The sequence below is a fragment of the Nissabacter sp. SGAir0207 genome (assembly GCF_005491205.1).
GTDB lineage: Bacteria > Pseudomonadota > Gammaproteobacteria > Enterobacterales > Enterobacteriaceae > Chimaeribacter.
The window spans coordinates 182,655-208,404 of the sequence record NZ_CP028035.1 but is presented as its reverse complement, the minus strand read 5'-3'; the positions used below and the strand labels follow the sequence as shown (position 1 = coordinate 208,404).

General features: G+C 61.0%; 18 protein-coding genes. 5 read left to right on the top strand and 13 right to left on the bottom strand.

Annotated elements, in window-relative coordinates; translation table 11 throughout:
• Positions 1 to 119: 119 nt before the first annotated feature.
• Positions 120 to 1,631: a glycerol-3-phosphate dehydrogenase gene (gene glpD, locus C1N62_RS00860; protein WP_137761866.1), complete on the top strand. Its 1,512-nt coding sequence runs from the start codon at positions 120 to 122 to the stop codon at positions 1,629 to 1,631.
• Between the two features lie 55 nt (positions 1,632 to 1,686).
• On the opposite strand, the gene glgP is transcribed toward glpD, so the two are convergent.
• From glgP to asd, 6 genes are all read right to left on the bottom strand, one after another.
• On the bottom strand, positions 1,687 to 4,134 hold the full coding sequence (gene glgP, locus C1N62_RS00855) for a glycogen phosphorylase (protein WP_137761865.1): 2,448 nt from the start codon (positions 4,132 to 4,134) through the stop codon (positions 1,687 to 1,689).
• 108 nt (positions 4,135 to 4,242) lie between these two features.
• Entirely contained in the window at positions 4,243 to 5,679 is a 1,437-nt protein-coding gene (gene glgA / locus C1N62_RS00850; protein WP_137761864.1) for a glycogen synthase GlgA, read from the bottom strand.
• Between the two features lie 132 nt (positions 5,680 to 5,811).
• Positions 5,812 to 7,107, bottom strand: coding sequence for a glucose-1-phosphate adenylyltransferase (glgC, locus tag C1N62_RS00845; RefSeq protein WP_137761863.1), 1,296 nt, complete (start codon positions 7,105 to 7,107; stop codon positions 5,812 to 5,814).
• A 12-nt stretch (positions 7,108 to 7,119) separates the two neighbouring features.
• Positions 7,120 to 9,105, bottom strand: coding sequence for a glycogen debranching protein GlgX (gene glgX, locus C1N62_RS00840; RefSeq protein ID WP_137761862.1), 1,986 nt, complete (start codon positions 9,103 to 9,105; stop codon positions 7,120 to 7,122).
• A complete protein-coding gene (gene glgB, locus C1N62_RS00835; protein ID WP_137761861.1) occupies positions 9,102 to 11,288 on the bottom strand; it encodes a 1,4-alpha-glucan branching enzyme in 2,187 nt (728 codons plus the stop codon). Before glgB ends, glgX begins: the two co-directional genes overlap by 4 nt.
• Positions 11,289 to 11,638: 350 nt before the next feature.
• Positions 11,639 to 12,742, bottom strand: a complete 1,104-nt coding sequence (asd, locus tag C1N62_RS00830; protein WP_137761860.1) for an aspartate-semialdehyde dehydrogenase — start codon at positions 12,740 to 12,742, stop codon at positions 11,639 to 11,641.
• 270 nt (positions 12,743 to 13,012) lie between these two features.
• Here asd and C1N62_RS00825 point away from each other — a divergent pair, with 270 nt between their 5' ends.
• The gene (locus tag C1N62_RS00825; protein WP_137761859.1) at positions 13,013 to 13,606 is read left to right on the top strand and encodes a YhgN family NAAT transporter; all 594 of its coding nucleotides are present in this window, start codon (positions 13,013 to 13,015) and stop codon (positions 13,604 to 13,606) included.
• A 55-nt stretch (positions 13,607 to 13,661) separates the two neighbouring features.
• On the opposite strand, the gene gntT is transcribed toward C1N62_RS00825, so the two are convergent.
• Positions 13,662 to 14,978, bottom strand: a complete 1,317-nt coding sequence (gntT, locus tag C1N62_RS00820; RefSeq protein ID WP_137761858.1) for a gluconate transporter — start codon at positions 14,976 to 14,978, stop codon at positions 13,662 to 13,664.
• A gap of 274 nt (positions 14,979 to 15,252) precedes the next feature.
• On the opposite strand from gntT, the gene C1N62_RS00815 reads away from it, so the two are divergent.
• The gene (locus tag C1N62_RS00815; protein ID WP_137761857.1) at positions 15,253 to 15,768 is read left to right on the top strand and encodes a gluconokinase; all 516 of its coding nucleotides are present in this window, start codon (positions 15,253 to 15,255) and stop codon (positions 15,766 to 15,768) included.
• A gap of 3 nt (positions 15,769 to 15,771) precedes the next feature.
• On the opposite strand, the gene gntR is transcribed toward C1N62_RS00815, so the two are convergent.
• The 6 genes from gntR to C1N62_RS00785 form a co-directional block, all read right to left on the bottom strand.
• On the bottom strand, positions 15,772 to 16,767 hold the full coding sequence (gntR, locus tag C1N62_RS00810) for a gluconate operon transcriptional repressor GntR (protein WP_137761856.1): 996 nt from the start codon (positions 16,765 to 16,767) through the stop codon (positions 15,772 to 15,774).
• A gap of 76 nt (positions 16,768 to 16,843) precedes the next feature.
• Positions 16,844 to 17,767, bottom strand: a complete 924-nt coding sequence (locus C1N62_RS00805; protein WP_137761855.1) for a LacI family DNA-binding transcriptional regulator — start codon at positions 17,765 to 17,767, stop codon at positions 16,844 to 16,846.
• A 21-nt stretch (positions 17,768 to 17,788) separates the two neighbouring features.
• Positions 17,789 to 18,091 (bottom strand): PTS lactose/cellobiose transporter subunit IIA, encoded by a 303-nt coding sequence (locus tag C1N62_RS00800; protein WP_137761854.1) that lies wholly within the window; start codon positions 18,089 to 18,091, stop codon positions 17,789 to 17,791.
• Positions 18,088 to 19,482: a glycoside hydrolase family 1 protein gene (locus C1N62_RS00795; RefSeq protein WP_137761853.1), complete on the bottom strand. Its 1,395-nt coding sequence runs from the start codon at positions 19,480 to 19,482 to the stop codon at positions 18,088 to 18,090. The genes C1N62_RS00800 and C1N62_RS00795 overlap by 4 nt, the downstream gene beginning before the upstream one ends.
• Positions 19,483 to 19,506: 24 nt before the next feature.
• On the bottom strand, positions 19,507 to 20,829 hold the full coding sequence (locus C1N62_RS00790; RefSeq protein ID WP_137761852.1) for a PTS sugar transporter subunit IIC: 1,323 nt from the start codon (positions 20,827 to 20,829) through the stop codon (positions 19,507 to 19,509).
• Positions 20,830 to 21,086: 257 nt separating this feature from the next.
• Positions 21,087 to 21,269, bottom strand: a complete 183-nt coding sequence (locus C1N62_RS00785) for a hypothetical protein (RefSeq protein ID WP_137761851.1) — start codon at positions 21,267 to 21,269, stop codon at positions 21,087 to 21,089.
• A 344-nt stretch (positions 21,270 to 21,613) separates the two neighbouring features.
• Between C1N62_RS00785 and C1N62_RS00780 the strand changes: the two genes are divergently transcribed.
• On the top strand, positions 21,614 to 23,389 hold the full coding sequence (locus C1N62_RS00780) for an autotransporter outer membrane beta-barrel domain-containing protein (protein ID WP_168195786.1): 1,776 nt from the start codon (positions 21,614 to 21,616) through the stop codon (positions 23,387 to 23,389).
• Positions 23,390 to 23,669: 280 nt separating this feature from the next.
• Positions 23,670 to 25,577 (top strand): autotransporter outer membrane beta-barrel domain-containing protein, encoded by a 1,908-nt coding sequence (locus tag C1N62_RS00775; RefSeq protein ID WP_168195785.1) that lies wholly within the window; start codon positions 23,670 to 23,672, stop codon positions 25,575 to 25,577.
• Positions 25,578 to 25,750: the final 173 nt, after the last annotated feature.

Here is a 25,750-nt window from a genome sequence, read left to right as displayed (position 1 = left end):
CACATCACGCATAAATGTTTTTATTTGGTTAAGTCTTGGCTTATTTGATGGTTTCCGAGTACAATTATGAGCGAAAACGAACATTAAAGAACTGTTGCGAACATCTGGAGGAAGATGACGTGGAAACCAAAGACTTGATCGTGATCGGTGGCGGCATCAATGGTGCTGGCATCGCAGCCGACGCTGCCGGACGCGGGCTATCCGTACTGCTGCTGGAAGCGCAAGACTTGGCCTGTGCCACCTCTTCTGCCAGCTCAAAACTGATCCACGGCGGGTTGCGCTACCTGGAGCATTACGAGTTCCGTCTGGTGAGTGAGGCGCTGGCGGAGCGTGAAGTGTTGCTGAAACTGGCCCCGCACATCGCTTTCCCGATGCGCTTCCGCCTGCCGCACCGCCCGCACCTGCGCCCGGCCTGGATGATCCGCACCGGCCTGTTCCTTTACGACCATTTGGGCAAACGCACCAGCCTGCCGGCGAGCAAAAGCTTGCGCTTTGGCGCGGACTCGGTGCTGAAACCGGAAATTACGCGCGGTTTCGAATATTCCGACTGCTGGGTGGATGACGCCCGTCTGGTGGTCTTGAACGCGCAGGAAGTGGAGCGCCGCGGCGGTGAGGTGCGTACCCGTACCAAAGTGACCTCTGCACGCCGCGAAAATGGCTTGTGGGTGGTGGAAGCGCAGGATGTCGAGAGCGGCAAAACCTTTACCTGCCGCGCACGTGGTCTGGTCAACGCCACCGGCCCGTGGGTGAAAAACCTGTTCGACGACGGCCTGAAGCTGAAGTCCCCGTATGGCATCCGCCTGATCAAGGGCAGCCACATTGTGGTGCCGCGTGTGCACAACCAGAAGCAAGCCTACATCCTGCAAAACGAAGATAACCGTATCGTGTTTGTGATCCCGTGGATGGAAGACTACTCCATCATCGGCACCACCGACGTGGAGTACAAAGGCGATCCGAAGAAGGTGCAGATCGACGATAAAGAGAAGGATTACCTGCTGAAGGTGTATAACACCCACTTCAAGAAGCAGCTGACCCGTCAGGACATCGTCTGGACTTACTCCGGCGTACGCCCGCTGTGTGATGATGAGTCCGACTCACCGCAGGCCATCACCCGTGACTACACGCTGGATGTGCGGGATGACAACGGCCAAACGCCGCTGCTGTCAGTGTTCGGTGGCAAGCTGACCACCTACCGCAAGCTGGCGGAACATGCGCTGGAGAAGCTGACGAAGTACTACCCGAAAGCTGGCCCGGCCTGGACCAAAAATGGTTCGCTGCCGGGGGGCGACATCGGCAACGACCGTGACGCCTACGCCGCTGCCCTGCGCCGCGAGCGCAACTGGTTGCCGGAGTCGCTGGCGCGCCGTCTGACCAACACCTACGGTAGCCACAGTGAACTGATTCTGGCCGGTGCCAACAGTCTGGCCGATCTGGGCGAAGACTTTGGCCACCACTTCACCGAGGCGGAACTGCGCTATCTGGTGGAGAAAGAGTGGGTACGCGAACTGGATGACGCCATCTGGCGCCGTACCAAGATGGGGATGCGGCTGGACAAGGCGCAGCAGCAGCGCGTCGCCGAGTGGCTGGCCCGCCACACCACGCCCGAAAAGAGCCTGTCACTGGCCTCCTAAGCCGGGCAGATAAAAAAAGGGAGAGACCTCGGTCTCTCCCTTTTTTGTTGGCCTGTTATAGCTTGACCGGCTTGATGTTCCAAATCTCGTCGGCGTACTCCTTGATGGTGCGATCCGCAGAGAAGTAGCCCATGTTGGCGATGTTCAGCAGGGCGCGGCGCGTCCACTCCTCTGGCTGTTGGTACAGCTCATCCACCTTGTCCTGCGTGTCCACGTAGCTGCGGTAGTCCGCCAGCAATTGGTAGTAGTCGCCCAGGTTGACCAGCGAGTCGAACAGGTTGCTGTAGCGCTTTGGCTCCTCGGGGCTAAAGACGCCGGTGGCAATCTGCGTCAGCACCTGATGCAGCTCATGATCCTGCTCATAGTACTGGTGCGGGTTGTAGCCGGTGCGGCGCAGCTCCTCCACCTGCTCGGTGGTGTTGCCGAAGATGAAGATATTCTCCTCGCCGACGTGCTCCAGCATCTCGACGTTCGCGCCGTCGAGCGTGCCGATGGTGAGCGCGCCGTTCAGGGCGAATTTCATGTTGCTGGTGCCGGAGGCCTCGGTGCCCGCCAGTGAAATCTGCTCTGAGAGATCCGCCGCCGGGATGATGAGCTGTGCCAGGCTGACGCTGTAGTTCGGGATGAACACCACCTTCAGCTTGGCTTGCGAGCGCGGATCGTTGTTGATCACCTTCGCCACGTCATTGATCAACCGAATGATCTGCTTCGCCGCGTAGTAAGCCGAGGCAGCCTTGCCAGCGAAGATCACCGTGCGCGGTACCCAATCTTTCTCCGGCTCCGCCAGAATGCGGTTATAGCGGGTGATCACATGCAGCACGTTGAGCAGCTGGCGCTTGTACTCATGGATACGCTTGATCTGCACGTCAAACATCGAGGCGGCGTTGACCACCGTGTTGAGCTGCCGGGCGATGTAGATTGCCAGCCGACGCTTGTTCTCCAGCTTGGCCTTCTGTAACGCCTGCAAGAAGCTGGGGTAGTCGACGTTCTGTTTCAGTTCGGCCAACTGGCTAAGATCGGTGCGCCAGGTCTGGCCGATGCTGTCATCGAGTACTGAGGCCAGCGACGGGTTGGCCAGCGCCACCCAGCGACGCGGCGTGACGCCGTTGGTTTTGTTGCAGAAGCGATCTGGGAACAGGCGCGCGAAGTCCGCGAACAGTGACTGCACCATCAGTTCCGAGTGCAGCACCGACACGCCGTTGACCTTGTGGCTGGCGATCACCGCCAGCCACGCCATGCGCACCCGGCGGCCATGCCCCTCATCAATGATCGACACCCGCGCCAGCAGATCGATGTCATCCGGTGACTGTTCGGTCACGAACTTCAGGAAGTTGTCATTGATCTCGAAGATCAGTTGCAGGTGGCGCGGCAAGATCTTGCCGAGCATGTCCACCGGCCAGGTCTCGAGCGCCTCGCTCATCAGCGTGTGGTTGGTGTAGGAGAAGACCTGGCTGGTCACCTCCCACGCCTTCTGCCAGCTGAATTTGTGCTCGTCGATCAGCAACCGCATCAGCTCCGGGATCGCCAGCACCGGGTGGGTATCATTCAGGTGGATGGCGATCTTCTCCGCCAGGTTCTCAAAGGTCTGGTGCATCATCCAGTGGCGGTTGAGGATATCCTGCACGGTGGCGGAGACCAAAAAGTACTCCTGCCGCAGCCGCAGCTCGCGGCCCGAGTAGGTGGAGTCATCCGGGTAGAGCACCCGCGACACGTTCTCCGAGTGGTTTTTGTCCTCCACCGCCGCGAAGTAGTCGCCTTGGTTGAACTTGCCGAGGTTGATCTCATTACTCGCCTGCGCGCCCCACAGCCGCAGGGTGTTGGCGGCGTCGGTGTCAAAGCCGGGGATCACCTGATCGTAGGCGCAGGCCAGAATCTCCTCCGTCTCCAGCCAGCGGGTTTTGGTGCCCTCCTGCTGGATGCGGCCGCCGAAGCGCACTTTGTAGCGGGTGTTGTGGCGCGGGAACTCCCACGGGTTGCCATACTCCAGCCAGTTATCCGGCGACTCCGCCTGCTGGCCGTGGACAATTTTCTGCGCGAACATGCCGTACTCATAGCGGATGCCGTAGCCGCGCCCCGGCAGGCCGAGGGTCGCCAGCGAGTCGAGGAAGCAGGCCGCCAATCGCCCCAGCCCGCCGTTGCCGAGGCCGGGGTCGTTCTCCTCCTCAATTAGCTCCGCCAGATCCAGCCCCATCTCGCTCAGTGCCTGCTTGAGATCGTCATAGATGCCCATCGACAGCAGGGCGTTGGAGAGGGTGCGCCCCAGCAAAAATTCCATCGACAGGTAGTAGACCTGGCGTACATCCTGCGAAAGCTGGGCGCGGTTGGAGCGCAGCCAGCGCTCCACCATCCGGTCGCGCACCGCATAGAGTGAGGCGTTCAGCCAGTCGTGCTTGTTGGCGATTGAGGGATCTTTGCCAATCATGAACATCAGTTTGTAGGCAATAGAGTGTTTCAACGCCTCGACACTGATGGTCGGCGAAGTGTAGTTAAACGGTGAAGTCATAGCGTTTCCCATCCACGTGAGTAGTGCCACCACTTAATAAAGGTCGGCCACGATCTGCCGCAGCCGGGAGATAGCGCGCCGGCCTGTGGGGCCGGCGCAGGGGCTGTATCAGCCCAGTAATCGTTGGTACAACGCCTTGTAGGACTGCGCCGCCACCTGCCAGGAGAAGTCGAGGCTCATGGCGTGCTGCTGCACGTGCCGCCAGTGCTTCTGGCGCGTCCAGAGCACCATCGCGCGCCGTACCGCCTGGCTCAGGGATTGTGCCGTGGTGTCCTCGAACACAAAGCCGCTGGCGGTGCCATCCGCCAGATTCTCCAGCGAGCAGTCCACCACGGTGTCAGCCAGCCCGCCGGTGCGGCGTACCAGTGGCAGGGTGCCATATTTCAGGCCGTAGAGTTGGGTCAGGCCGCACGGTTCGAACCGGCTCGGCACCAGAATCACATCCGCGCCGCCGATAATGCGGTGGGAGAAGGCCTCATGGTAGCCAATCTGTACCCCCACCTGGCCGGGGTAGTCAGCGGCGGCGGCGAGGAACGCCTGTTGCAGCACCGCGTCGCCCGCGCCAAGGATCACCATTTGCCCGCCCTGCTCCAGAATGCCCGGCAGCGCGCCGAGCACCAGATCCAGCCCCTTCTGGCTGGTCAGGCGGCTGACGACGGAGAAGACCGGTTTGTTCTCATCCACGTCCAGCCCCATCACCCGTTGCAAATAGGCTTTGTTGATCGCCTTGGCGCGCAGGTTGTCGCCGCTGTAGCGCGCCGACAGCAGGATGTCCGTCTCCGGGTTCCAGATTGCCTCATCCACCCCGTTGAGGATGCCGCTCAGCCGGCCCTCACTTTCGCGCTCCTGCAACAGCCCCTCCATGCCGTAGCCGTAGGCTGGCAGCGTGATCTCATGGGCGTAGGTCGGGCTGACGGCGGTGATATGGTCGGCGAAGAATAGCCCGGCCTTCAGGTAGGAGATCTGGCCGTAGAACTCCAGCCCGTAGACGCCAAAGAATGACGCCGGGATCTGCAACTCGTGCAAATGGCTGGCGGAGAACAGCCCTTGGTAGGCCAGGTTGTGCACCGTGAAGACTGTCTTCACCGGGTGCCCGCGCGCGGCGATATAGGCGCAGGTCAGCCCGGCATGCCAGTCGTGGGCATGGACGATGTCGGGCTTCCAGAAGTTGTCCAGACCCAGCGCCAGCTCGCTGGCGATCCAGCCGAGCAGGGCAAAGCGCCGGTGGTTGTCCGGGTAAGCGTAGAGCGACTGGTCGTGGTAAGGGCTACCGGCGCGGTCATAGAGCGCCGGGGCGTCAATAACGTAGATCCCCACGCCGCGATAGAGGCCGTAACGCACCTCCACCGGCCCGGCAAAGGTGTCCAGATGGCGCACCACATTGGTTTCCGGGATACCCTGCATAATGTCCGGGAAACCGGGAATAAGTACGCGGACGTCAGTCCCTTCCGCGATTTGGGCGGCGGGTAACGCGCCGGTAACATCCGCTAGCCCGCCCGTTTTCAGCAGGGGAAAAAGCTCTGAACACACATGTAAAACCTGCATCGTCGCTCCTGATTGTCGGCTCCGGCGCCTCTGCGCCGGACATCAACTTAAGACATCTGGGGGGCGAAAAAGCCCGCGGACAGATCCTATTGCCGCGGGCAGACTTTCACCCAAGCTGTGCGTCCCGCGGCACTATTGGCCGCGTTCGCCCTCCAACTTGGCCAGCATCGCCCGGGTAACTAACACCACTCCACCTTCTGACAGATAAAACCGCCGGCGATCCTCATCCGGGTTCTCCCCGATCACCATGCCCTCCGGGATATGGCAGGCGCGGTCGATGATGCAACGCCGCAAGCGGCAGGATCGCCCAATATTGACATCCGGCAGCAGCACCGAGGAGTCAATGGTACAGAACGAATTGACCCGGACACGCGGGAACAGCACCGAGTGCAGCAGCACCGAGCCAGAGACGATGCAGCCGCCGGAGACCAGCGAGTTCATCGTCATGCCGTGGCTGCCGGATCGATCCTGCACGAACTTCGCGGGCGGCAGCGGCTCCATGTGGGTGCGGATCGGCCAGCGGCGGTCGTACATGTCCAGCTCCGGGGTGACGGAGGCCAGATCCAGGTTGGTGCGCCAGTAGGCATCCAGCGTACCCACATCACGCCAGTAGGGCGGCGCGCCGGGCGTGGAGGTCACGCAGGAGAGCGTGAACGGGTGCGCCCAGGCCTTGCCCTGGCCGGTGATTTTCGGGATCACATCCTTGCCGAAATCGTGCTCGGAATTGTCCAGCGCCCGATCCTCTTCCAGCAGGCGGAACAGAAACTCGGCATTGAAAATGTAGATGCCCATGCTGGCGAGCGCCATATCCGGGTTGCCGGGCATCGGCGGCGGATCCTTGGGCTTCTCGATGAAGTTGCAGATGCGCCCCTCCTCATCGACATGGATCACGCCAAAGTCACGCGCTTCCGCCAGCGGCACCGGCAGGCAGGCGACGGTACACTCCGCCTCCTTCTGCACGTGGTCGATCAGCATCCGCGAGTAGTCCATTTTGTAGATGTGGTCACCGGCGAGAATGACGATATATTTCGCCTCATAGCGCCGGATAATGTCGATGTTCTGGTAGATGGCATCCGCCGTGCCCTTGTACCAGTTGTCATCTTCATTACGCTGCTGTGCGGGCAGCAGATCCACAAACTCATTCATCTCCTCATTCAGGAACGACCAGCCGCGCTGGATATGCTGCACCAGCGTGTGGGACTGGTATTGGGTCAGCACGCCGATGCGGCGGATCCCGGAGTTCAGGCAGTTGGAGAGGGCAAAATCGATAATACGGAACTTGCCGCCAAAGTGGACGGCGGGTTTTGCACGGGTAGAGGTTAAATCTTTCAGCCGCGAGCCACGGCCCCCGGCCAGGATCAGCGCCGCCGTTTCGGTGGGCAGTTGCCTGGCCAACATCAAGGCATCTTTATTTTCTAACTTCACCATGGCTGACTCCTTTTATTCCCGCACGAAGACGCAGGCTGCGCGTGCGGGGGCATGCCAGAGCCCATGCTCTGGCCGGTTTTCATCCTGATTGAACGGGTCAACCGCTACCCAGAGGCCCGGCGGCAACGGAACGTCGTCGGCTCGCTCTGAGGCGTTAATGACCACCAGCCACCGGCGTGACAGCAGGATTTGCAGATGCTGCTGCGGCCCCCGCTCCCAGCGCTGCACGGTCATCGGCTGCCCCTGACCATTTAGCCACTGCACGTCGTCGCCCGCGTCTTCCCACCAGCTCTCCCGGCTGAGGGCCGGGATTTGGCGGCGCAGGCGCAGCAGTGCAGCGGTAAAGGCGGTCAGGGAGGCATCCGCGTCGGCCCAGTTAAGCCAGGTCAATTCATTGTCCTGGCAGTAGGCGTTGTTATTGCCCTGCTGGCTCTGTCCCTGTTCATCACCGGCCAGCAGCATGGGCGTTCCATGCGCCAACAACAGCGTGGTTAACAGGGCCTGTTGCGAACGGCGGCGGCGCGCACGCACCTCCTCGTCGGCATCAAGACCCTCATGACCGTGGTTATTGCTGTAATTTTCACTGGCCCCGTCCCGGTTGTGCTCACCGTTCGACTGGTTGTGTTTGTGGTTAAAACTCACGGTGTCCTGCAAGGTAAAGCCATCGTGGGCCGTCAGCATATTGATGCTCGCTGCGGGCCGCCGGCCGTCGTGACCAAAGAGATCGCTGGAGCCGGCAAAACGGGTCGCGAATCGCCCCAGCGGCAGGTGGCCCTGCAACCAGAAGCGGCGCATGTCATCGCGGAAATGGTCGTTCCACTCGCCAAACGGCGCGGGGAAGTGGCCGAGCTGGTAACCGCCGAGGCCAATGTCCCACGGCTCGGCAATCAGCTTGCACTGGGAGATGACCGGGTCGGCCAGCATCGCCTTCAGCAGCGGTGCGTCCGGCGCGAAGGCTGGCGTGCGCCCCATCACCGGCGCCAGGTCAAAGCGGAAGCCGTCGATGTGGTACTCCTCCAGCCAGTGGCGCATACAGCCAATCGCCCAGGCGACCACCTCCTCATCCACCAGCCGCACCGTGTTGCCGCAGCCGGTCATGTTGTCGTAGTCGCCATTGCCGTGCAGCCAGTAGTAGCTGCGGTTGTCCAGCCCGCGCAGGGAGAGCGTCGGGCCGGTGAGATCAATCTCCGCCGTGTGGTTGAAAACGATGTCGAGGATCACCTCAATGCCGTGGCGGTGCAGGGTTTTCACCGCGTCACGGAACTCATCCATCGCCGCCTGCGGCGTCGGTTGGCTGGCGTAAGTGGGTTCCAGCGCATAGAGCGCCAGCGGGTTGTAGCCCCAGTAGTTGCTCAGCCCCTCGCGCTGCAAACGCGGCTCGTCGGCGAAGTGCTGGATCGGCAGTAGCTCCAGCGCGGTGATACCAAGCGAGGTGAGATGCTCCAGCATCGCCGGGTGGGCGAGCGCCGCATAGGTACCGCGCTGCGCCTCCGGGATCGCCGGGTGCCGCTTGGTCAGCCCGCGTACATGGGCCTCATAGATCACCGTCTGGCCCCAGGGGGTGCGCGGCGGGGCGTCATCCTCCCAGTCATATTCCAGGGAGACCACCACGCTCTTGGGCGCGACGGCGGCGCTCTCCTGCGAATCGGGCTGGTCGCCACCGCCATACAGGCGCGGGTCGTCGGGCACGTCGCCCTCTACCCAGTGCGCGCAGGGGTCAACCAGCAGTTTGTTTGGGTTGAAGCGATGGCCGTTCTGCGGGTCATACGGCCCGTGGGCGCGGAAGCCATAGCGCAGCCCCGGCCGGCCATCGGGCAGGAAGCCATGCCACCAGTTGCCGGTGCGCCCCGGCAGCGGCAGACGCTGCTCGTTGCCGTCGTCATCGAACAGGCAGAGTTCGATGCGCGTGGCATGGGCGGAAAAGACGCTGAAATTGATGCCGTGGGCATCGGCCTGTGCGCCTGGCGGTGTGGATGTTCCCTGCCCCAACTCCGTCATGCGCCCTCCCTCACCAGATAGAGGGTCGCCAGCGGCGGTATCGTCACTTGCAACGAGTGCGGCCGGTGGTGGCTGCCCTCTTCGCGGCTCTCAATCACCCCCTCATTGCCGACATTGCTGCCGCGGTAGAAGTGGGAGTCAGTGTTGATCACCTCGCGGTAGCGGCCCGGCCGGTCGATGCCGATGCGGTAGCCGTAGCGCGGCACTGGGGTAAAGTTGCTGATGGCGATCAGCTCATTGCCAGCGCGGTCGCGGCGGGCGAAGGCGTAGACCGAGTTCTCATGGTCATCCACCACCAGCCACTCGAAGCCCTGCGGCTGGTAGTCCAGCTCATACAGCGCCGTCTGCTGCTGGTAGGTGTGGTTCAGGTCGCGCACCAGCCGCTGCACGCCGCTGTGCCAGCCGTCGTGCCCTTCCAGCAGATGCCAGTCGAGGCTCTGGTTGAAGTCCCATTCGCGCCCCTGCGCGAACTCGCAGCCCATGAACAGCAGCTTCTTGCCGGGGTGCGCCCACATAAAGCCGTAGTAGGCACGCAGGTTGGCGAACTTCTGCCACGCATCGCCCGGCATCCGGTCGAGCATCGAGCCTTTGCCGTGCACCACTTCATCATGGGAGATGGGCAGCACAAAGTTTTCGGTGTAGGCGTAGAGCATACCGAAGGTGAGCTGGTCGTGGTGGTACTTGCGGTGCACCGGATCGAGCTTCATGTAGTTCAGGGTGTCGTGCATCCAGCCGAGGTTCCACTTGTAGTGGAAACCGAGGCCGCCAGCGTCTGGCGGGTTAGTGACGCCGGGGTAGTCGGTGGACTCCTCCGCCAGCGTCACCGCGCCCGGCAGGGCTTTGCCGAGCGTCTCATTGGTGTAGCGCAGGAAGGCGATCGCCTCCAGGTTCTCGCGGCCGCCGTAGTAGTTCGGCACCCACTGCCCCTCGGCGCGGCTGTAGTCGCGGTAGATCATCGAGGCCACCGCATCCACCCGCAGGGCGTCGATGCCGTAGCGCTCCACCCAATAGAAGGCGTTGCCAGCGAGGAAGTTGCGCACCTCGTGGCGGCCATAGTTGTAGATCAGGGTGTTCCAGTCTTGGTGGTAGCCCTCGCGCGGGTCGGCATACTCATAGAGCGAGGTGCCATCAAAACTCGCCAGCCCGTGGTCATCACTTGGGAAGTGGCCCGGCACCCAGTCGAGGATGACGTTGATGCCCGCCTCATGCGCTTTTTCAATGAAGGCGCGGAACTCATCCGGCGAGCCGTAGCGGCGCGTCGGCGCATACATGCCAAGCGGCTGGTAGCCCCAGCTACCATCAAACGGGTGCTCATTGATCGGCAGTAGCTCGATGTGGGTGAAGCCCATCTCTTTGACGTAGCTGACCAGCTGCTCGGCCAGTTCGCCGTAGCTCAGCCAGAAATTATTGTCGGTGTGGCGACGCCAGGAGCCGAGGTGCACCTCGTAGATGGAGATAGGCTGGTCGAAGTCATTGGCGCGCTGGCGGGCGGCGTTGCGCGGCACCGAGGCTGGCAGCTTGCTGACGCGTGAGGCGGTCTCCGGGCGCATCTGCGCCTCGAAGGCATAGGGGTCGGCCTTCAGCCGCACATGGCTGTGGCAGTCGATGATCTCATACTTGTAGAGTTGGCCGGGTTTCACGTTCGGCAGGAACAGCTCCCAGATGCCATTCTCCCGGCGCAGGCGCATCGGGTGGCGGCGGCCATCCCAGAAGTTGAACTCGCCCACCACCGAGACCCGCACCGCGTTGGGTGCCCAGACCGCAAAGCTGACGCCCTCGATGCCATCCAGCGTGGTGGGGTGCGCGCCGAGCCGCTCATAGGGGCGCAGGTGGGTGCCCTCGGAGAGCAGCCAGATATCGAGATCCTGCAACAGCGGGCCAAAGCGGTAGGGGTCTTCAATCACTACCGTCTCGTCACCCCAGGTGACCTGAAGCTGGTAGTGGAAAGCATTCTTTCGCCGCGGCAGCAGCCCGACAAAAAAACCACGTTCATCCCGGCGATGCAGGTTGACCACTTTCCGGTTGCTCTGGGCATCAATCACCCATACATCCGTTGCCTCCGGCAACAGTGCCCGGACTTCCAACCCGGCCGCAACTTTATGCATTCCCAGCAGCGAAAAGGGGTCGGTATAGTGCCCGGCAATAATCTTGTTGATCACATGTTGATCGGGAAGAACTGACATGGCATTTCATCCTGTAATTAATGGCAACAATAAAATCAATAAATTCATTTAAGTACCAATCGATCATCCTGACCCATCATTTGTCCCTTTTATCCTTAAAAGCGTGAGCCAGCCCGTTTATTTACTCTTTGTCATATTCATTGCGCACAATTTGGGGGCAAGGGGGTCTCCGGCCAGCCTTTGCCGGGGCGCGCTTTCACAGCTAAGCATAGTCAATGGTTTTAAAGAAACTCAGCGAAGCGGCAGGATTTTTATCAGCAAAGAAAAAAGCAGGAAATGGCGCGAGCGCGTGGCGCGCGAGGGCGATCACAAAATAAAGAAAAGGGCGCATTACGCGCCCTTTCGAAAGATTACAGCAGGATGCGCAACATGCGGCGCAACGGTTCGGCGGCGCCCCATAGCAGCTGGTCGCCGACGGTGAAGGCGGAGAGGTACTCCGGCCCCATGTTCAGCTTGCGCAGGCGGCCGACCGGGGCGTTGAGGGTGCCGGTAACGGCGGCGGGCGTCAGCTCGCGCATCGACAGCTCGCGGTCATTCGGGATGACGCGCACCCAGTCATTGTGGGTCGCCAGCATGTGCTCGATGTCCGGGATCGCCACGTCCTGCTTCAGCTTGATGGTGAAGGCCTGGCTGTGGCAGCGCAGCGCGCCGATGCGCACGCAGAGGCCATCCACCGGGATCAGGGTCTGGGTGTTGAGGATTTTGTTGGTCTCCGCCTGCCCTTTCCACTCCTCTTTGCTCTGGCCGTTCTCCAGCGCCTTGTCGATCCACGGGATCAGGCCGCCCGCCAGCGGTACGCCGAACTGGTCGGTCGGCAGGCTGCCGCTGCGGGTCAGCGCCGTGACCTTGCGCTCGATGTCGAGGATGGCGGAGGCCGGGTCTTGCAGCTCTTTCGCCACTTCACTGTGCAGCATCCCCATCTGGGTCAGCAGCTCACGCATGTGGCGCGCGCCGCCGCCGGAGGCCGCCTGATAGGTGGCAACCGAAACCCACTCCACCAAATCCTGCGCAAACAGGCCGCCGAGGGACATCAGCATCAGGCTGACGGTGCAGTTGCCGCCGACGAAGGTTTTGATGCCGCGATCCACGCCCTGACGGATCACTTCATGGTTGACCGGGTCGAGGATGATGATGGCGTCATCTTTCATGCGCAGCGAGGAGGCGGCGTCAATCCAGTAGCCCTGCCAGCCGCTTTCACGCAGCTTCGGATAAATTTCGTTGGTATAATCGCCGCCCTGGCACGTCACGATGATATCCAGCGCGCGCAGGGCCTCCAGGTCATAGGCATCCTGCAGGGTGCCGCTCTGGCCAGTGAAGGCCGGGGCCGCCTGGCCATGCTGGGAGGTGGAGAAGAAGACCGGACGGATGGCGTCAAAGTCGCGCTCTTCAATCATGCGTTGCATGAGTACCGAGCCGACCATGCCGCGCCAGCCAACGAAACCTACATTTTTCATAATTACTGCCCTGCGGTAAGAGGTAGTGATAACGCGTGGGGCGCGCCGGGCGGCATTTTTGCCGGGCGCGCGCTCTCTGACTCACACCTTACAAAATGTATAAGAAGTCGCAAGTGAATTTATTCGATGTCATCGCCAGGGTTAGCAGCGTTGCTAATATAGAGCCAGTTTATCGGCAAAAATGGCGTTGAATCGTGGCCTGCTGGTTTATTTGCGAAAAAAAGAGAAAAACATTCTGCCGGCCATGCCGGTCACTTTTTTGAGGTAACAATGACTGAGATGATCTCGGCAACGGTGTTGCTGTTTTTAATTATGGATCCGCTGGGTAACCTGCCTATTTTCATGTCGGTGCTCAAGCACCTGGAGCCAAAGCGCCGCCGGGTGATTGTGATCCGCGAGATGCTGATCGCGCTGCTGCTGATGCTGCTGTTCCTGTTCGCTGGCGAGCGCATTCTGGCCTTTTTGAGCCTGCGCACCGAGACCGTCTCCATCTCTGGCGGCATCATCCTGTTTTTGATTGCCATCAAGATGATCTTCCCCTCCCATGAGTCCAACAGCACCGGACTGCCAGCGGGCGAGGAGCCGTTTTTGGTGCCGCTGGCGATCCCGCTGGTGGCTGGCCCCTCGATTTTGGCGGCGCTGATGCTGCTCTCGCACCAGTATCCGAACCAGATCTCTCATCTGGTGCTGGCGCTGATGATCGCCTGGGGCATCTCGGTGGTGATTCTGATGCTCTCTGACCTCTTCCTGCGCCTGCTGGGCGACAAGGGCGTCAGCGCGCTGGAGCGGCTGATGGGCCTGATTCTGGTGATGCTCTCCACCCAGATGTTCCTTGATGGCATCCGCGCCTACCTCAAGCTGTAGGCGAGCGGGCAATAAAAAAGCGGGCCTAGGCCCGCTTTTTTTACGCCTGTGGCTATCACACCACGTTGGAGAGCAGCAAACAGCCCACCAGCCCGCAGACCGAAATGATGGTCTCCAGCGCCGACCAGGATTTGATGGTCTCCATGATGGTCAGGTTGAAGTACTCCTTGAACAGCCAGAAGCCGGGGTCATTCACGTGGGAGAAGATCACGCTGCCGGAACCGACCGCAATCACCATCAGCTCCGGGCTGACGCCGGTGGAGGCGATCAGCGGTGCGGCGATACCCCCGGCGGTGATGGCCGCCACGGTAGCGGAACCGAGCGCGATGCGCAGCACGGCGGCGATCGACCACGCCATCAGCAGCGGTGAGACGTTGGTGCCGGTCATCAGGCCAGCGATATATTTATCCACGCCGCTCTCCACCAGCACCTGCTTGAACGCGCCGCCGCCGCCGATGATCAACAGCATCATGGCGATCAGTTTGATGGAGTCGCTCAGCGTCTGCATCACGTCATCCATGGAGCGGCCACGGTTCAGGCCAAAGGTGAAGATGCCGATCAGCACCGCAATCAGCGTTGCCATCACTGGGTCGCCGAAGAATTCGGCGTAAGGCAGGATGGCGTGGCCCTTCGGCAGCACCATCTCCGCCACGGCGCGCGCGGCCATCAGGATCACCGGCACCAGCGAGGTGGCGACGCTGACGGCAAAGCTTGGCATCTCCGCTTCGGTGAACTCTTTCGGGTTGTACATGCCCTGCGGCACTGGCTTATCAATGCGCTTCAGGAAACGGGCGTAGACCGGGCCAGCCAGAATCACGGTTGGGATGCCGAGCAGCGAGCCATAGAGCAGCGTTTTGCCCATGTCCGCGTGGAACAGGGTGGCAATGGCGGTCGGGCCGGGGTGCGGTGGCAGGAAGCCGTGGGTGACGGAGAGCGCCGCCGCCATCGGCACGCCGACGTAGAGCAGCGGGATGCGCGCCGAGGCCGCGATGGTGAACACCAGCGGCAGCAGCAGCACGAAGCCCACTTCGTAGAACAGCGCGAAGCCGACGGTAAAGCCGGTCAGCACCACCGCCCACTGGATGTGCTCACGGCCAAATTTGTTGATGAGCGTGGTGGCGATGCGCTGCGCGCCGCCGCAGTCCGCCAGCAGTTTGCCGAGCATGGCACCGAAGCCCATGATCAGCGCCAGACTGCCGAGGGTGCCGCCGACGCCAGCCTTGATGGCGGCGATCACTTTGTCCACCGGCATCCCCTGCATCACCCCCACGGCCAGCGCGACCAAAATCAGGGCGATGAAGCCATTGAGCTTCAGGCGGATCATCAAAATCAATAACAGGATGACGCCAATGGCGACGATGAGTAAGGGCATAGTATGTACCTTTTTACCGCATTCTCCCCGCCGGAACGGGGCGCGTTCGTTGTCAGTTTGCCGTCTGCCGGCCGGGCAGAACGGTGCAGGGATCGCGCGCGACGCGCGGGATAATCGGTTTTCGATGTTGTTCAAAGGTGAAAAAAGGAGAGTGTTCTATCCTGTGATAGTAGTCACATCTCCCCATGTTACCGGTATCATGATACCGGTAACATGCTAAGATACGAACACACCCCCCAGGCGAAATTCACATTTTGAGATAGAGATCAAACTTATGGCAGGACACAGCATTATCTTGATGGGCGTCTCTGGCAGCGGCAAAACCACTGTCGGCGCCCGCGTCGCCCGTGAAATCAATGCCAAGTTTATTGATGGCGACGATCTGCACCCGCGCGCCAACATTGACAAGATGGGCGGCGGCACGCCGTTGAACGATGAAGACCGCGCGCCCTGGCTGGAGCGCCTGAGCGACGCCGCCTACAGCCTGGCGCACAAAAATGAGAATGGCATCATCGTCTGCTCCGCCCTGAAGCGCCGCTACCGCGACCGCCTGCGTGAAGGCAACGAGAAGATGCTGTTCCTCTATCTGAAAGGCAGTTTTGACACCATCCTGACGCGCATGAAGGCGCGCTCCGGCCACTTCATGCCGACCGAACTGCTGAAGACGCAGTTTGACGCGCTGGAAGAGCCAGCCAGTGATGAGAAAGATGTGCTGTTTGTCGATATCGACGGTGACATTGATGAGGTGGTGCGCCGCTGCGTCACGGCGCTGAAGGATTACCAGCGCTAAGCCTCAGATGCTGCCGCCCGGCGAGAGGGTAAAGCCGACGTCCACCATACGCGGCGTCACGCTCTCGCCGCGCAACCGCGCCAGCAGCCGCTCGGCGCCGATCTGCCCCATCCGCTCGCGCGGCGTCACCACGCTCGCCAGCCTCGGCTCCATCGCCTGACCAATGTCATGGCCGTGGAAGCCCGCCACCGCCATATCCTGCGGGATGCGCAGCCCCTGCCGCTGGCACTCAAACACCGCCCCCACCGCCAAATCATCATTGGTGCAGAAGACGCTATCGATCTGCGGATGGCGCGCCTGCGCCTCGCGCAGCAGCTCGCCACCGGCAGAGTAGGAGGAAGAGCGGTGGGTCATCATGCTCGCTGGCGTCAGCCCCGATTCACGCATCGCCTGCTCATAACCCTGCTGCTTGATCAGGGTGCGCTCATCCTGCCGCGCCCCGAGGTAGACCACGTGGCGATGGCCGCGCGCGATGATCTGCTGCGTCATCTGGCGCGCCGCCTCAAAGTTATTGAACCCCACCGCCAGATCGAGGCAGGGAGTGACGCAGTCCATCAGCTCCACCACCGGGATACCGGCCACCTCAATCATCTTCAGCGTGCGCAGGGTGTGCTGCCGCTCCGAGAGGATCAGCCCGTCAATATTGTAGGAGAGCAGCGACATCAGCCGTTGCTCCTCGCGCTGCTGCTGGTAGCCGTAGTGGGCCAGCATGGTCTGGTAGCCGTGGGCGTCCGTGACGCTCTCAATGCCGCGCAGCACTTCCGCAAACACCTGATTGGTCAATGAGGGGAGCAGCACGCCGATGGCGCGGCTTTTGGCATTCGAAAGGATATCCGGCGCGCGGTTGGGAATGTAGCCCAGCTCATCCAGCGCCGCGGAGATTTTGGCCTGCAACGCCTCGGAAACCTGTCCCGGATTGCGCAGGTAGCGGCTGACCGTCATCTTGGTGACGCCGACCCGGTCGGCAACGTCCTGGAGCACTGGCCTTTTTTTCTTCATTATCAACGCGCTGGCTAAAAGTGGGCGAAACGCTAGTGTAACAAAATTTTCATGCTGGCGATATTCACCGCCCGGATCAGGGCGTGATGAGCCGGCCACGGATGCGGGTCGCGACGTCATGCCCCAGCAGCCGCTCCACCCCCTGTTGCGCCAACGCCTCCAGCGAGTAAGCGATGGCTGGCATCGGCGGCGCACCGGGCGCAGCCTGCGAGCCGTCCAGGCTGAAGACCATCACCTCACGCGGCACCGCCCGTCGCTGGGCGGCGAGGATCGCCATCGCCTCACGCCCTTGGTGATCGTCGGGTACCAGCAGCGCGTTGCAGCCGGGATCCTGACTGAGCAGCGTTGCAATGGCCGGAGCCAGCGCCGACGGCGCGTCCAGAATGCGCTGGCGATGGTAGGGGATCAGGTGGCTCTCCAGCGCCTGCCGGTAGCCGAGCAGCACGCTGTCAGCCGCCTCGCCCGCCGGGTGGTTGAGCAGCGCAATGTTGCGCCGCCCCTGTGAAATCAGGTAGCGGGTGGCGGTTTCGGCAGCGAAGCAGTGATCGAAGCCGATGCTGTGGGCATTGGCGGCGGGCGTCAGACACTCCAGCAGCAGCACGCCCTCCGGCAGCGGCGGCAAAGCAAAGCGCGCGCCGACGATCACCCGAGCATCGCACAGGCCGCGTCCCAGCTCCCGCAGCGCGTGCGCCACGCCGTCGGCATCATTGGCGAAGCGCAACAGCAGATGCTTGCCGTGGCGACGCAGCTCCCCCTCCAGCGCATAGAGGTAACCGGTGCCGAGCTGCATCGGCTCGGTGGCGCAGATCACCCCAACGCAGCCGGTGGCGTGGTTGCTGAGCGACTGGGCGATGGCGTTGGGCTGGTAGTCCAGCGTCTCCACCGCGCGCAGCACCGCCTCGCGGCTCTCCGGCCGGACGCCGCGGCTGCCACTCAGCACCCGCGACACCGTTGCCTTGGAGACCTGCGCCAGCCGCGACACATCGTTGATATTCGCCATGATCCCCCTCCCGCCCCGGCACTACCGCTGGTAGAGCCTGACCATCTCTTCAATCAGTTCACGCGCCAGAATAGCATTCATCAGGTGATCCTGCGCATGTACCATAATCAGGGTCATCGGCATTTTGCCCTCGCCAGCGTCCTCCTCAATCAGCTGCGTCTGCACCCGGTGCGCGGCGTGAGCGTAGGTGTCTGCCTCCTTCAGCAGCGCCTGCGCCTGCTCAAAGTTGCCCTCGCGCGCGGCGTAGAGCGCCTCAAAGCAGAGGCTGCGCGTCTGCCCAGCGTTGACGATAATCTCCATGACGGTGGTTTCCAAATCTCTCATGCTGCGTCTCCCTCAAACCCATTGTTGGTGGCGGTGGCGGCAAACCATTCGCCGCTCTTTTTCACACGGCGCTGCTGGCTGGTGAGATCAAGCTCGACCAGCCCGTAGCGGTTTTTGTAGGCGTTACACCATGACCAGTTATCGATAAAAGTCCACATGTGGTAGCCCAAGCACCGGCTGCCCTCACTGATGCCGCGGTGCAGCCAGATCAGGTGCTCGCGCACGAAGTCGATGCGGTAGTCATCCTGGATGCGCCCCTGTTGCAGGAAGCGCTGCTCGTTTTCGACGCCCATGCCGTTCTCCGAGATAAAACAGCGCGGGTTGCCGTAGTGGAGTCGCAGGTTGGTCAGGATGTCATAGATACCCGGCTCATAAATTTCCCAGCCGCGGTAGGGGTTCATCTTGCGCCCCGGCATCTCGTAGCTGGCGAAGAACCACTCCGGCATGAAGGGGCTGTCCGGGTTGACCAGACTGTCCCGGCATTTGATGCGGCGCGGCTGGTAGTAGTTGATGCCGAGCAGATCGACCACCCCGTCGGCCAGCAGCTCGCGGTCGCCCGGCTGGCTCACCGGCAACTGGCCATGCTGCGCCAGCAGGGAGACCAGCTCCTCCGGGTAGTGGCCGCGCAACGCCGGGTCAAGGAAGCTGCGGTTGAACATCAAATCGGCGATGTGCGCCGCCGCCACGTCCGCCGGGTTCTGCGAACGCGGGTAGGAGGGCGTCAGGTTGAGGATGATGCCAATCTCCCCGGCCTGCCCGCGCTGGCGGAAGCGGCGCACCGCCCCGGCGTGGGCCAGCATGGTGTGGTAGGCCACTGTCGCCGCGCGCCGGAAATCCACCACGTTCGGATAGTGGAAGTCATAGAGGTAGCCCCCCTCCACCGGCACAATCGGCTCGTTGAAGGTGAACCAGTGCGTCACCCGGTCGCCAAACAGCGCGAAGCAGGTGTCGGCGTAGTCAACGTAGGCCGCCACCACCTCGCGACTCTCCCAGCCCCCCTCCTCTTGCAGGCACATCGGCATGTCGAAGTGGAACAGGTTGATGAACGGCGTAATGCCCTGTTCTAACAGCTCATCAATCACCTGGTTATAGAATGTCACCGCCTCCGCATTCGGCTCGCCGCGCCCGGTTGGCAGCAGCCGCGCCCAGGAGATTGAGGTACGGAAGGTGTTGTGCCCAAGCCGCTTCAGCAGCGCAATATCCTCGCGCCAGTGCTGGTAGAACGTAGAGGTCTCCTGCGGCCCCACCCGCTGGTGGAAACGCCCCGGCTGCTCACGGAACCAGCGGTCCCAGATGGTTTCACTCTTGCCGAAATTCAGGCTCTCGCCCTCAGTCTGCGGCGCGGAACTGGCGCTGCCCCACCAGAAGTTGTCCGGAAATTGGTATTTCATCGCTTCCCTCTCGTAAACAGATGGTTACTGGCTGACCGCGACGCCCGCCTGCTCCTGCCGGGCGCTCTCCTGCTCCTGACGCAGCAGGGTGCGCTCATAGGCTTTCAGGAACGGGTAGTACATGACCGCGGAGAGCACCATGCAAAACAGACACATCACCACCGGGCTTAAGGCCCAGTTGGCCGCCCAGGAGGCACCGATCGGCGCGGGCGTGGTCCAGGGGGTCAGTGACACCACCTGCGCTACCCAGCCCAGCTTGGTGGCGATGTAGGCAAAGGTGGCGTTCAGCATCGGCACCAGAATGAAAGGCAGGAACATCACCGGGTTCATGATGATGGGCGTGCCAAACAGGATCGGCTCGTTGATGTTGAAGAAGCTTGGCACCACGCCCATCTTGCCGATGGTACGCAGGTGCACCGCCCGGCTGCGCAGCAGCAGGAAGGCCAGCGGCAGCGTGGAGCCGACGCCGCCAATCAGCAGGTAGTGATCCCAGAAGCCCTGCAAATAGATGTGCGGCAGCGCGCCGCCGGCGGAGAGCGCACTCTGGTTGAGCGCCAGATTGGTCATCCAGAACGGGTTCATGATGCCGGTGACAATCAATGCGCCGTGAATGCCGGCGAACCACAGGATCTGGCAGATCAGCACCGAGATGAGGATCGCAGGCAGCGAGTCCGAGGCCGACACCAGCGGGGCCAGCAGGTGCATGATCGCTTCCGGCAGGATCATGCCGGTCAGGGAGGTGATCAGCAGGTTGAGCGGGTGCAGGGTGGCGACGATCACGATCACTGGGATCAGGATCTCAAAGGAGCGCGCCACGCCGGTCGGCACCTCTTTCGGCAGGCGGATGGTGATATTGCGCCGCTTAAGGAAGTGGTAGACCTCGGTGCAGTAGATGCCGGTCAGCAGCGCGGTAAAGATCCCCTGCCCGGAGAAGTATTGGGTGGAGATGGTGCCCTCATGGTAGGGCGCGGCCACCAGCAAAAAGCCGCTGAGCGCCAGCAGGCCGGTCATGATCGGGTCGAGCTGGTACTGCTTGCCAAGGCTCGCGCCGATGCCAACGGCGATAAAGAAGGTCATCACCCCCATGCTGAGGTTGAACGGCAGCATCAGTTCATCGCGATAGCGCAGCGAGAAGTCGAGCCAGGCGCGCGCGAAGCCCCAGGTGGTATCCGCGGCGAAGGGCGGGAAGATAAACACCAGCATAAACGAGCCGATAATCATAAAGGGCAGTGCGGAGGTAAAGCCGTCGCGGATGGCGATAATGTACTTCTGCTGCCCCAACGCCCCGGCCAGCGGGGTTATTTTCTGTTCAATCACCTCAACCATTGCCTGATATAAGCTGCTCATAACCCTGCCCTTTTCAGTAAACGCATAAAAAGAATGGGGCATGTTACCGCTATGCTTCATGCCGGATTCCTGACCTGGCCTGTAGGGCCGGGTTCTATTTGAGCCAGACATGGAAACCGGTTTCCATCGCCAACGGAGAAATTTGGGAGCGCTTTCAAAGAATCGTCATTAGAGGCGCGACGGTTGTGAAGCGCCTCACGGATCGTGTTGAAACTTTCGCCAGATGTTCTATGGCGGCGGCAGGGTATACAGGTGGGTTATGGCGACGACGGGGAGTGATTATGCGGGGCGTGGTGCGGCGCACAGGCTGAATGCAACGCTTGCATCCGCGGCGTGGTCAGCTCCCGCCACATCTGTCGGCCGCCAATGCTGACCACCAGCAACAGCAGCGACAGGCTCAGCAGACGCTGTATAAACAGGAAAAGCCGCTCTCTTTTCATCCCTCTCTCCATGATGATTAATACGCGCCCAGATAACTCCGGCTGGCAGGACAAAGCTATTTATTTTAACTAACGATTGTATTTAAAGCGGGTAACTTAGTTGATGGCAAATAAAATACTCGCCCTCGCAAGACCAGAATTAAATAATTTTTCATCATAATTTAATCGGTTATTAATCTGCCGCAATGCACTGTATTTACTTAGGTTATTCAGAAACCCTTCCTGATTAAAAATCATCCTGCACTTTTCGGCTGGATTACTATATCCGGCGCAAAAAACATCCTGCCCACGTTTATTTACCCAGCTAATGATATCTCCGCTATTAAATGAAGGAGCATCCGTTTATGAGATTGCTTGCCCTGGCCGTTATGCTGGCCATCAGCGGCCAAAGCGCTGCGGCGACCCACTCCAGTTTATCCACCCCCTGCCCGCGCGACCTCAAAGGATTGAGCCAGGAGCAGATCGCCAAATTGCCGCCGGAGTGCCTGAAACCGGTGGCGACCTCGCCCGCGCCCGTCGCCGCGCCAGAGCGTTCCGGGGATGCGTGGAACACCCTACTGGCGACCGCCGGGGTGGTCACCGCCGGGGCATTAAGTGCCTGGGCGCTGTCGGAGAATGACAATGATGACGATACCGATTGGGACCCGGAACCCACGCCACAGGTCATCTACATCTTCGACAATGACGCCACCGTGGATACCAAGGCCCAGACGCTGACGCTGGAGTCGGTGAAGATCTATGACCACTACTACACATCGCTGACCTTTGATTACGCCAAATATGGCGCACAGGTGAGGCTAATCGCTCCCAGCGGCAGGACGCTGGATCTGAACTCATGGGCCGTGCGGCAGGGCGATCTGTTGCTCTACGGCACGGTCAGCGAGTATGAACTGGAGTGGAATTACGATGCGCTGGGGCAGTTCAACCTCGACTCCACGCTCCATTTTAGCAATGGGGCCAACGTCGATATTCAAGACAAGACCCTGACGCTCAACTCGGTAGAGATCCTCGGCACCTACTACTCCTCCCTGACCTTTGATTACCGGAACGGCCAACTCTCGGCCCCCAACGGCCAGACGCTCTACGTAACAAACTGGAAAGTTAGCAACGGCAGGCTGCTGCTGGAGGGCACCAATCAGGCTGGCGACGTCGATTGGGCCTACGACGATATGGGTGATTTTGAGGTCAGCACTTCCAGCTATAGCGCCACCCCGCCCACGGCCTCCCTCGCGCAGCACCTTGCCAGCAACGCGCAGACCACACGGCGCGAGGCACGGGTGCTCAGCCACCGCTTCACCCAGCTGGCGCAGCAGGCCGCGCCGCTCGGCAACGGGCTGGCGTTCAATCTGGTGGCACAGGGCGACCCGCGCGCCGAACTGGGCAACGACACCGACTATGACATGCTGGCACTGCGCCAGTCGTTCAGCCTTGGCAGTCACCAGCTGGCGCTGGAGTATGGCATGGCAAGATTGGATGGCAGTGGCGCGCAGCAGCCCGGCGACAGCGGCCTGAACAGTGGCTACAGCCAGTTCTTTGGCCTGACGCACCAGTTGCCGCTCGACGATGGCTGGGCATGGCAAAACAGCCTGCGCTATGACCTGCACCAGCTCGACAGCAGCCGTATGGCCTCTACCCAATCCGCCCAGCACGACCAGCGCTGGCAGTCGCTGGAGTTTCGTAGCGACGCTGGCAAGACCTTTACCCTGCCGGGTGAGCTGACGCTGACACCGTATGCCGGTGTCCGGGTACGTCACACGCTGGAGGGCGGCTATCAGGAGCAGGGCGCCTATCGCCTGAACATGGACGCGGTAAGCGAAAGCGCCGTGGACGCAGTTGCCGGTCTTCGGCTGGAAGCCGGTGACCTGCACGGCTGGCGCATCAGCGCCCTGCTCGAGGGTGGGCCGAACCTTGGTTACCACCAGAGCCAGCGCACCGCTTCCCTTGCCGGTCACCGTTTCACACTGGAAGAAGAGCAAGAGGGCGGCGGCCTCAACAGCCTGATGCAGCTGGGCGCACACTACCAGCACGGCCCCGCCACCGTCGGGCTGGATGCGTGGCGCTGGCAGGAGGAGAGCATTCGCGATAAAGGGCTTTCACTGACGGTGAAATATCAATTCTAGGGAACACTATCGCCCCGGTAGCGGGGCGTTATTTCTTCTTCTATTTTTCTGGAAGCCTCTATTTCCGTTCAAGATTAAACAATTTTTCATCATAATTTAATGCGTTATTAATCCAGCGCAATACCCTGTATTTCCTTGCGTTATTCAGAAAGCCTTCCTGATTAAAAATCATCCTGCACTTTTCGGCTGGATTACTATATCCGGCGCAAAAAAACATCCTGCCCACGTTTATTTACCCGGCTAATGATATCTCCGCTATTAAATGAAGGAGCATCCGTTTATGAGATTGCTTGCCCTGGCCGTCATGCTGGCCATCAGCGGCCAAAGCGCTGCGGCGACCCGTTCCAGCTCATCCACCCCCTGCCCGCGCGACCTTAAAGGATTAAGCCAGGAGCAGATCGCCAAATTGCCGCCCGAGTGCCTGAAACCGGTGGTGGCGTCACCCACGCCTGCGCCTGCGCCTGCGCCGGTACGTACGCCGGTTCCCGTCGCCGCGTCATCCTCTTCGGAAGATGTGTGGGTCGGTATTCTCTCCGGCACAGGCGTGCTGGCTACCGCCCTCGGGGCCTGGGCGCTGGCCGAGTATGATGATGAAGAGGAGTGGGACGAACCGGATTACCCAGGCCCCATCTACCCTGACGACATTCCCAGCCCGTGGCCCGACCCCGATCCCGTTGACCCGGACGACGACACGCCCGGTGCGACTTACACCTTTGATAACGGGATCGTGGTGGACACGGAGTATGCAAAGTTCACCATGTATGACGTCAATGTGAATGGCCAGCACTTCGACCAGTTACCGCTCTATTATAGTTTCAGTGCTGGCGTGCCTGAAATTATCGGGGGCTTCACGGATTTTGTCGTAAAACAGTGGGAGGTGGTCGATAATAATTTGCTGATGAGCGGCACGCTTGGCCCCTATAAGTTCGACCTTGAGTGGTCTTATGATGCCGACCGAAATTTCAATATGGAGACCACGGCCACATTTAATAATAACGCGACGGTGGATGTTTATAATAAAACGGTCACCCTCAGCTCGTTTTATTTCAATAACGCTTACTATTCATCCGTGAAATTCGCTTACCGAACCTATGACTCGACCTTAGTTACGCCTTACGGCAAGGTGTTGTATGTTAAGGGATGGGACGTCATCGACAACAATCTCATTATGAATGGTACTTACAGCCCCTTTGAACTTGAGTGGAATTATGACATGCAGGGCAATTTTACCATGGAGACGGCAGATGATGTCCTGAACAACCCGCAGCAGGTTGCCAGCCCGGCCCTTCATCAGGCGTGGCGTCAGCTTAGCGGCAGCGCGCAGACTACACGGCGCGAGGCGCGGGTGCTCAGCCATCGCTTTACCCAACTGGCGCAGCAGGCCGCGCCGCTCGGCAACGGGCTGGCGTTCAATCTGGTGGCGCAGGGTGACCCGCGCACCGAATTGGGCGACGACACTGACTATGACATGCTGGCGCTACGCCAGTCGTTCAGCGTCGGCAGTCACCAGCTGGCGCTGGAGTACGGCATGGCACGGCTGGATGGCAGTGGCGCGCAGCAGCCCGGCGACAGCGGGCTGGAGAGCGGCTATAGCCAGTTCTTTGGCCTGACGCACCAGCTGCCGCTTGACGGTGGCTGGGCATGGCAAAACAGCCTGCGCTATGACCTGCACCAGCTCGACAGCAGCCGTATGGCTTCCACCCAATCCGCCCGACACGACCAGCGCTGGCAGTCGCTGGAGTTTCGTAGCGACGCTGGCAAGACCTTCACCCTGCCGCACGATTTGACGCTGACGCCGTATGCCGGTGTCCGGGTGCGCCACACGCTGGAGGGCGGCTATCAGGAGCAGGGAGCCTATCGCCTGAACATGGACGCGGTGAGCGAAAGCGCCGTGGACGCAGTTGCCGGTCTTCGGCTGGAAGCCGGTGACCTGCACGGCTGGCGCGTCAGCGCCCTGCTCGAGGGTGGGCCGAACCTTGGTTACCACCAGAGCCAGCGCACCGCTTCCCTTGCCGGTCACCGTTTCACACTGGAAGAGGAGCAGACCGGCGGCGGCCTCAACAGCCTGATGCAGCTGGGCGCACACTACCAACATGGCCCCGCCACCGTCGGGCTGGATGCATGGCGCTGGCAGGAGGAGAGCATTCGCGACAAGGGGCTTTCACTGACGGTGAAATATAGCTTCTAAGCCACAGACCGCCCCGGCAGCGGGGCGGTGATAATTAGCTGTGATCAGGCGAATATCAACGGCGGGCGTATTCATTGTTATTGCCAGCCCAAGATGGCGGTAATGTGATTAATCACCGGCCAAACTCTCCAGACATAAAAAAGGCGATGCCTTGGCATCGCCTTTTATTGCCT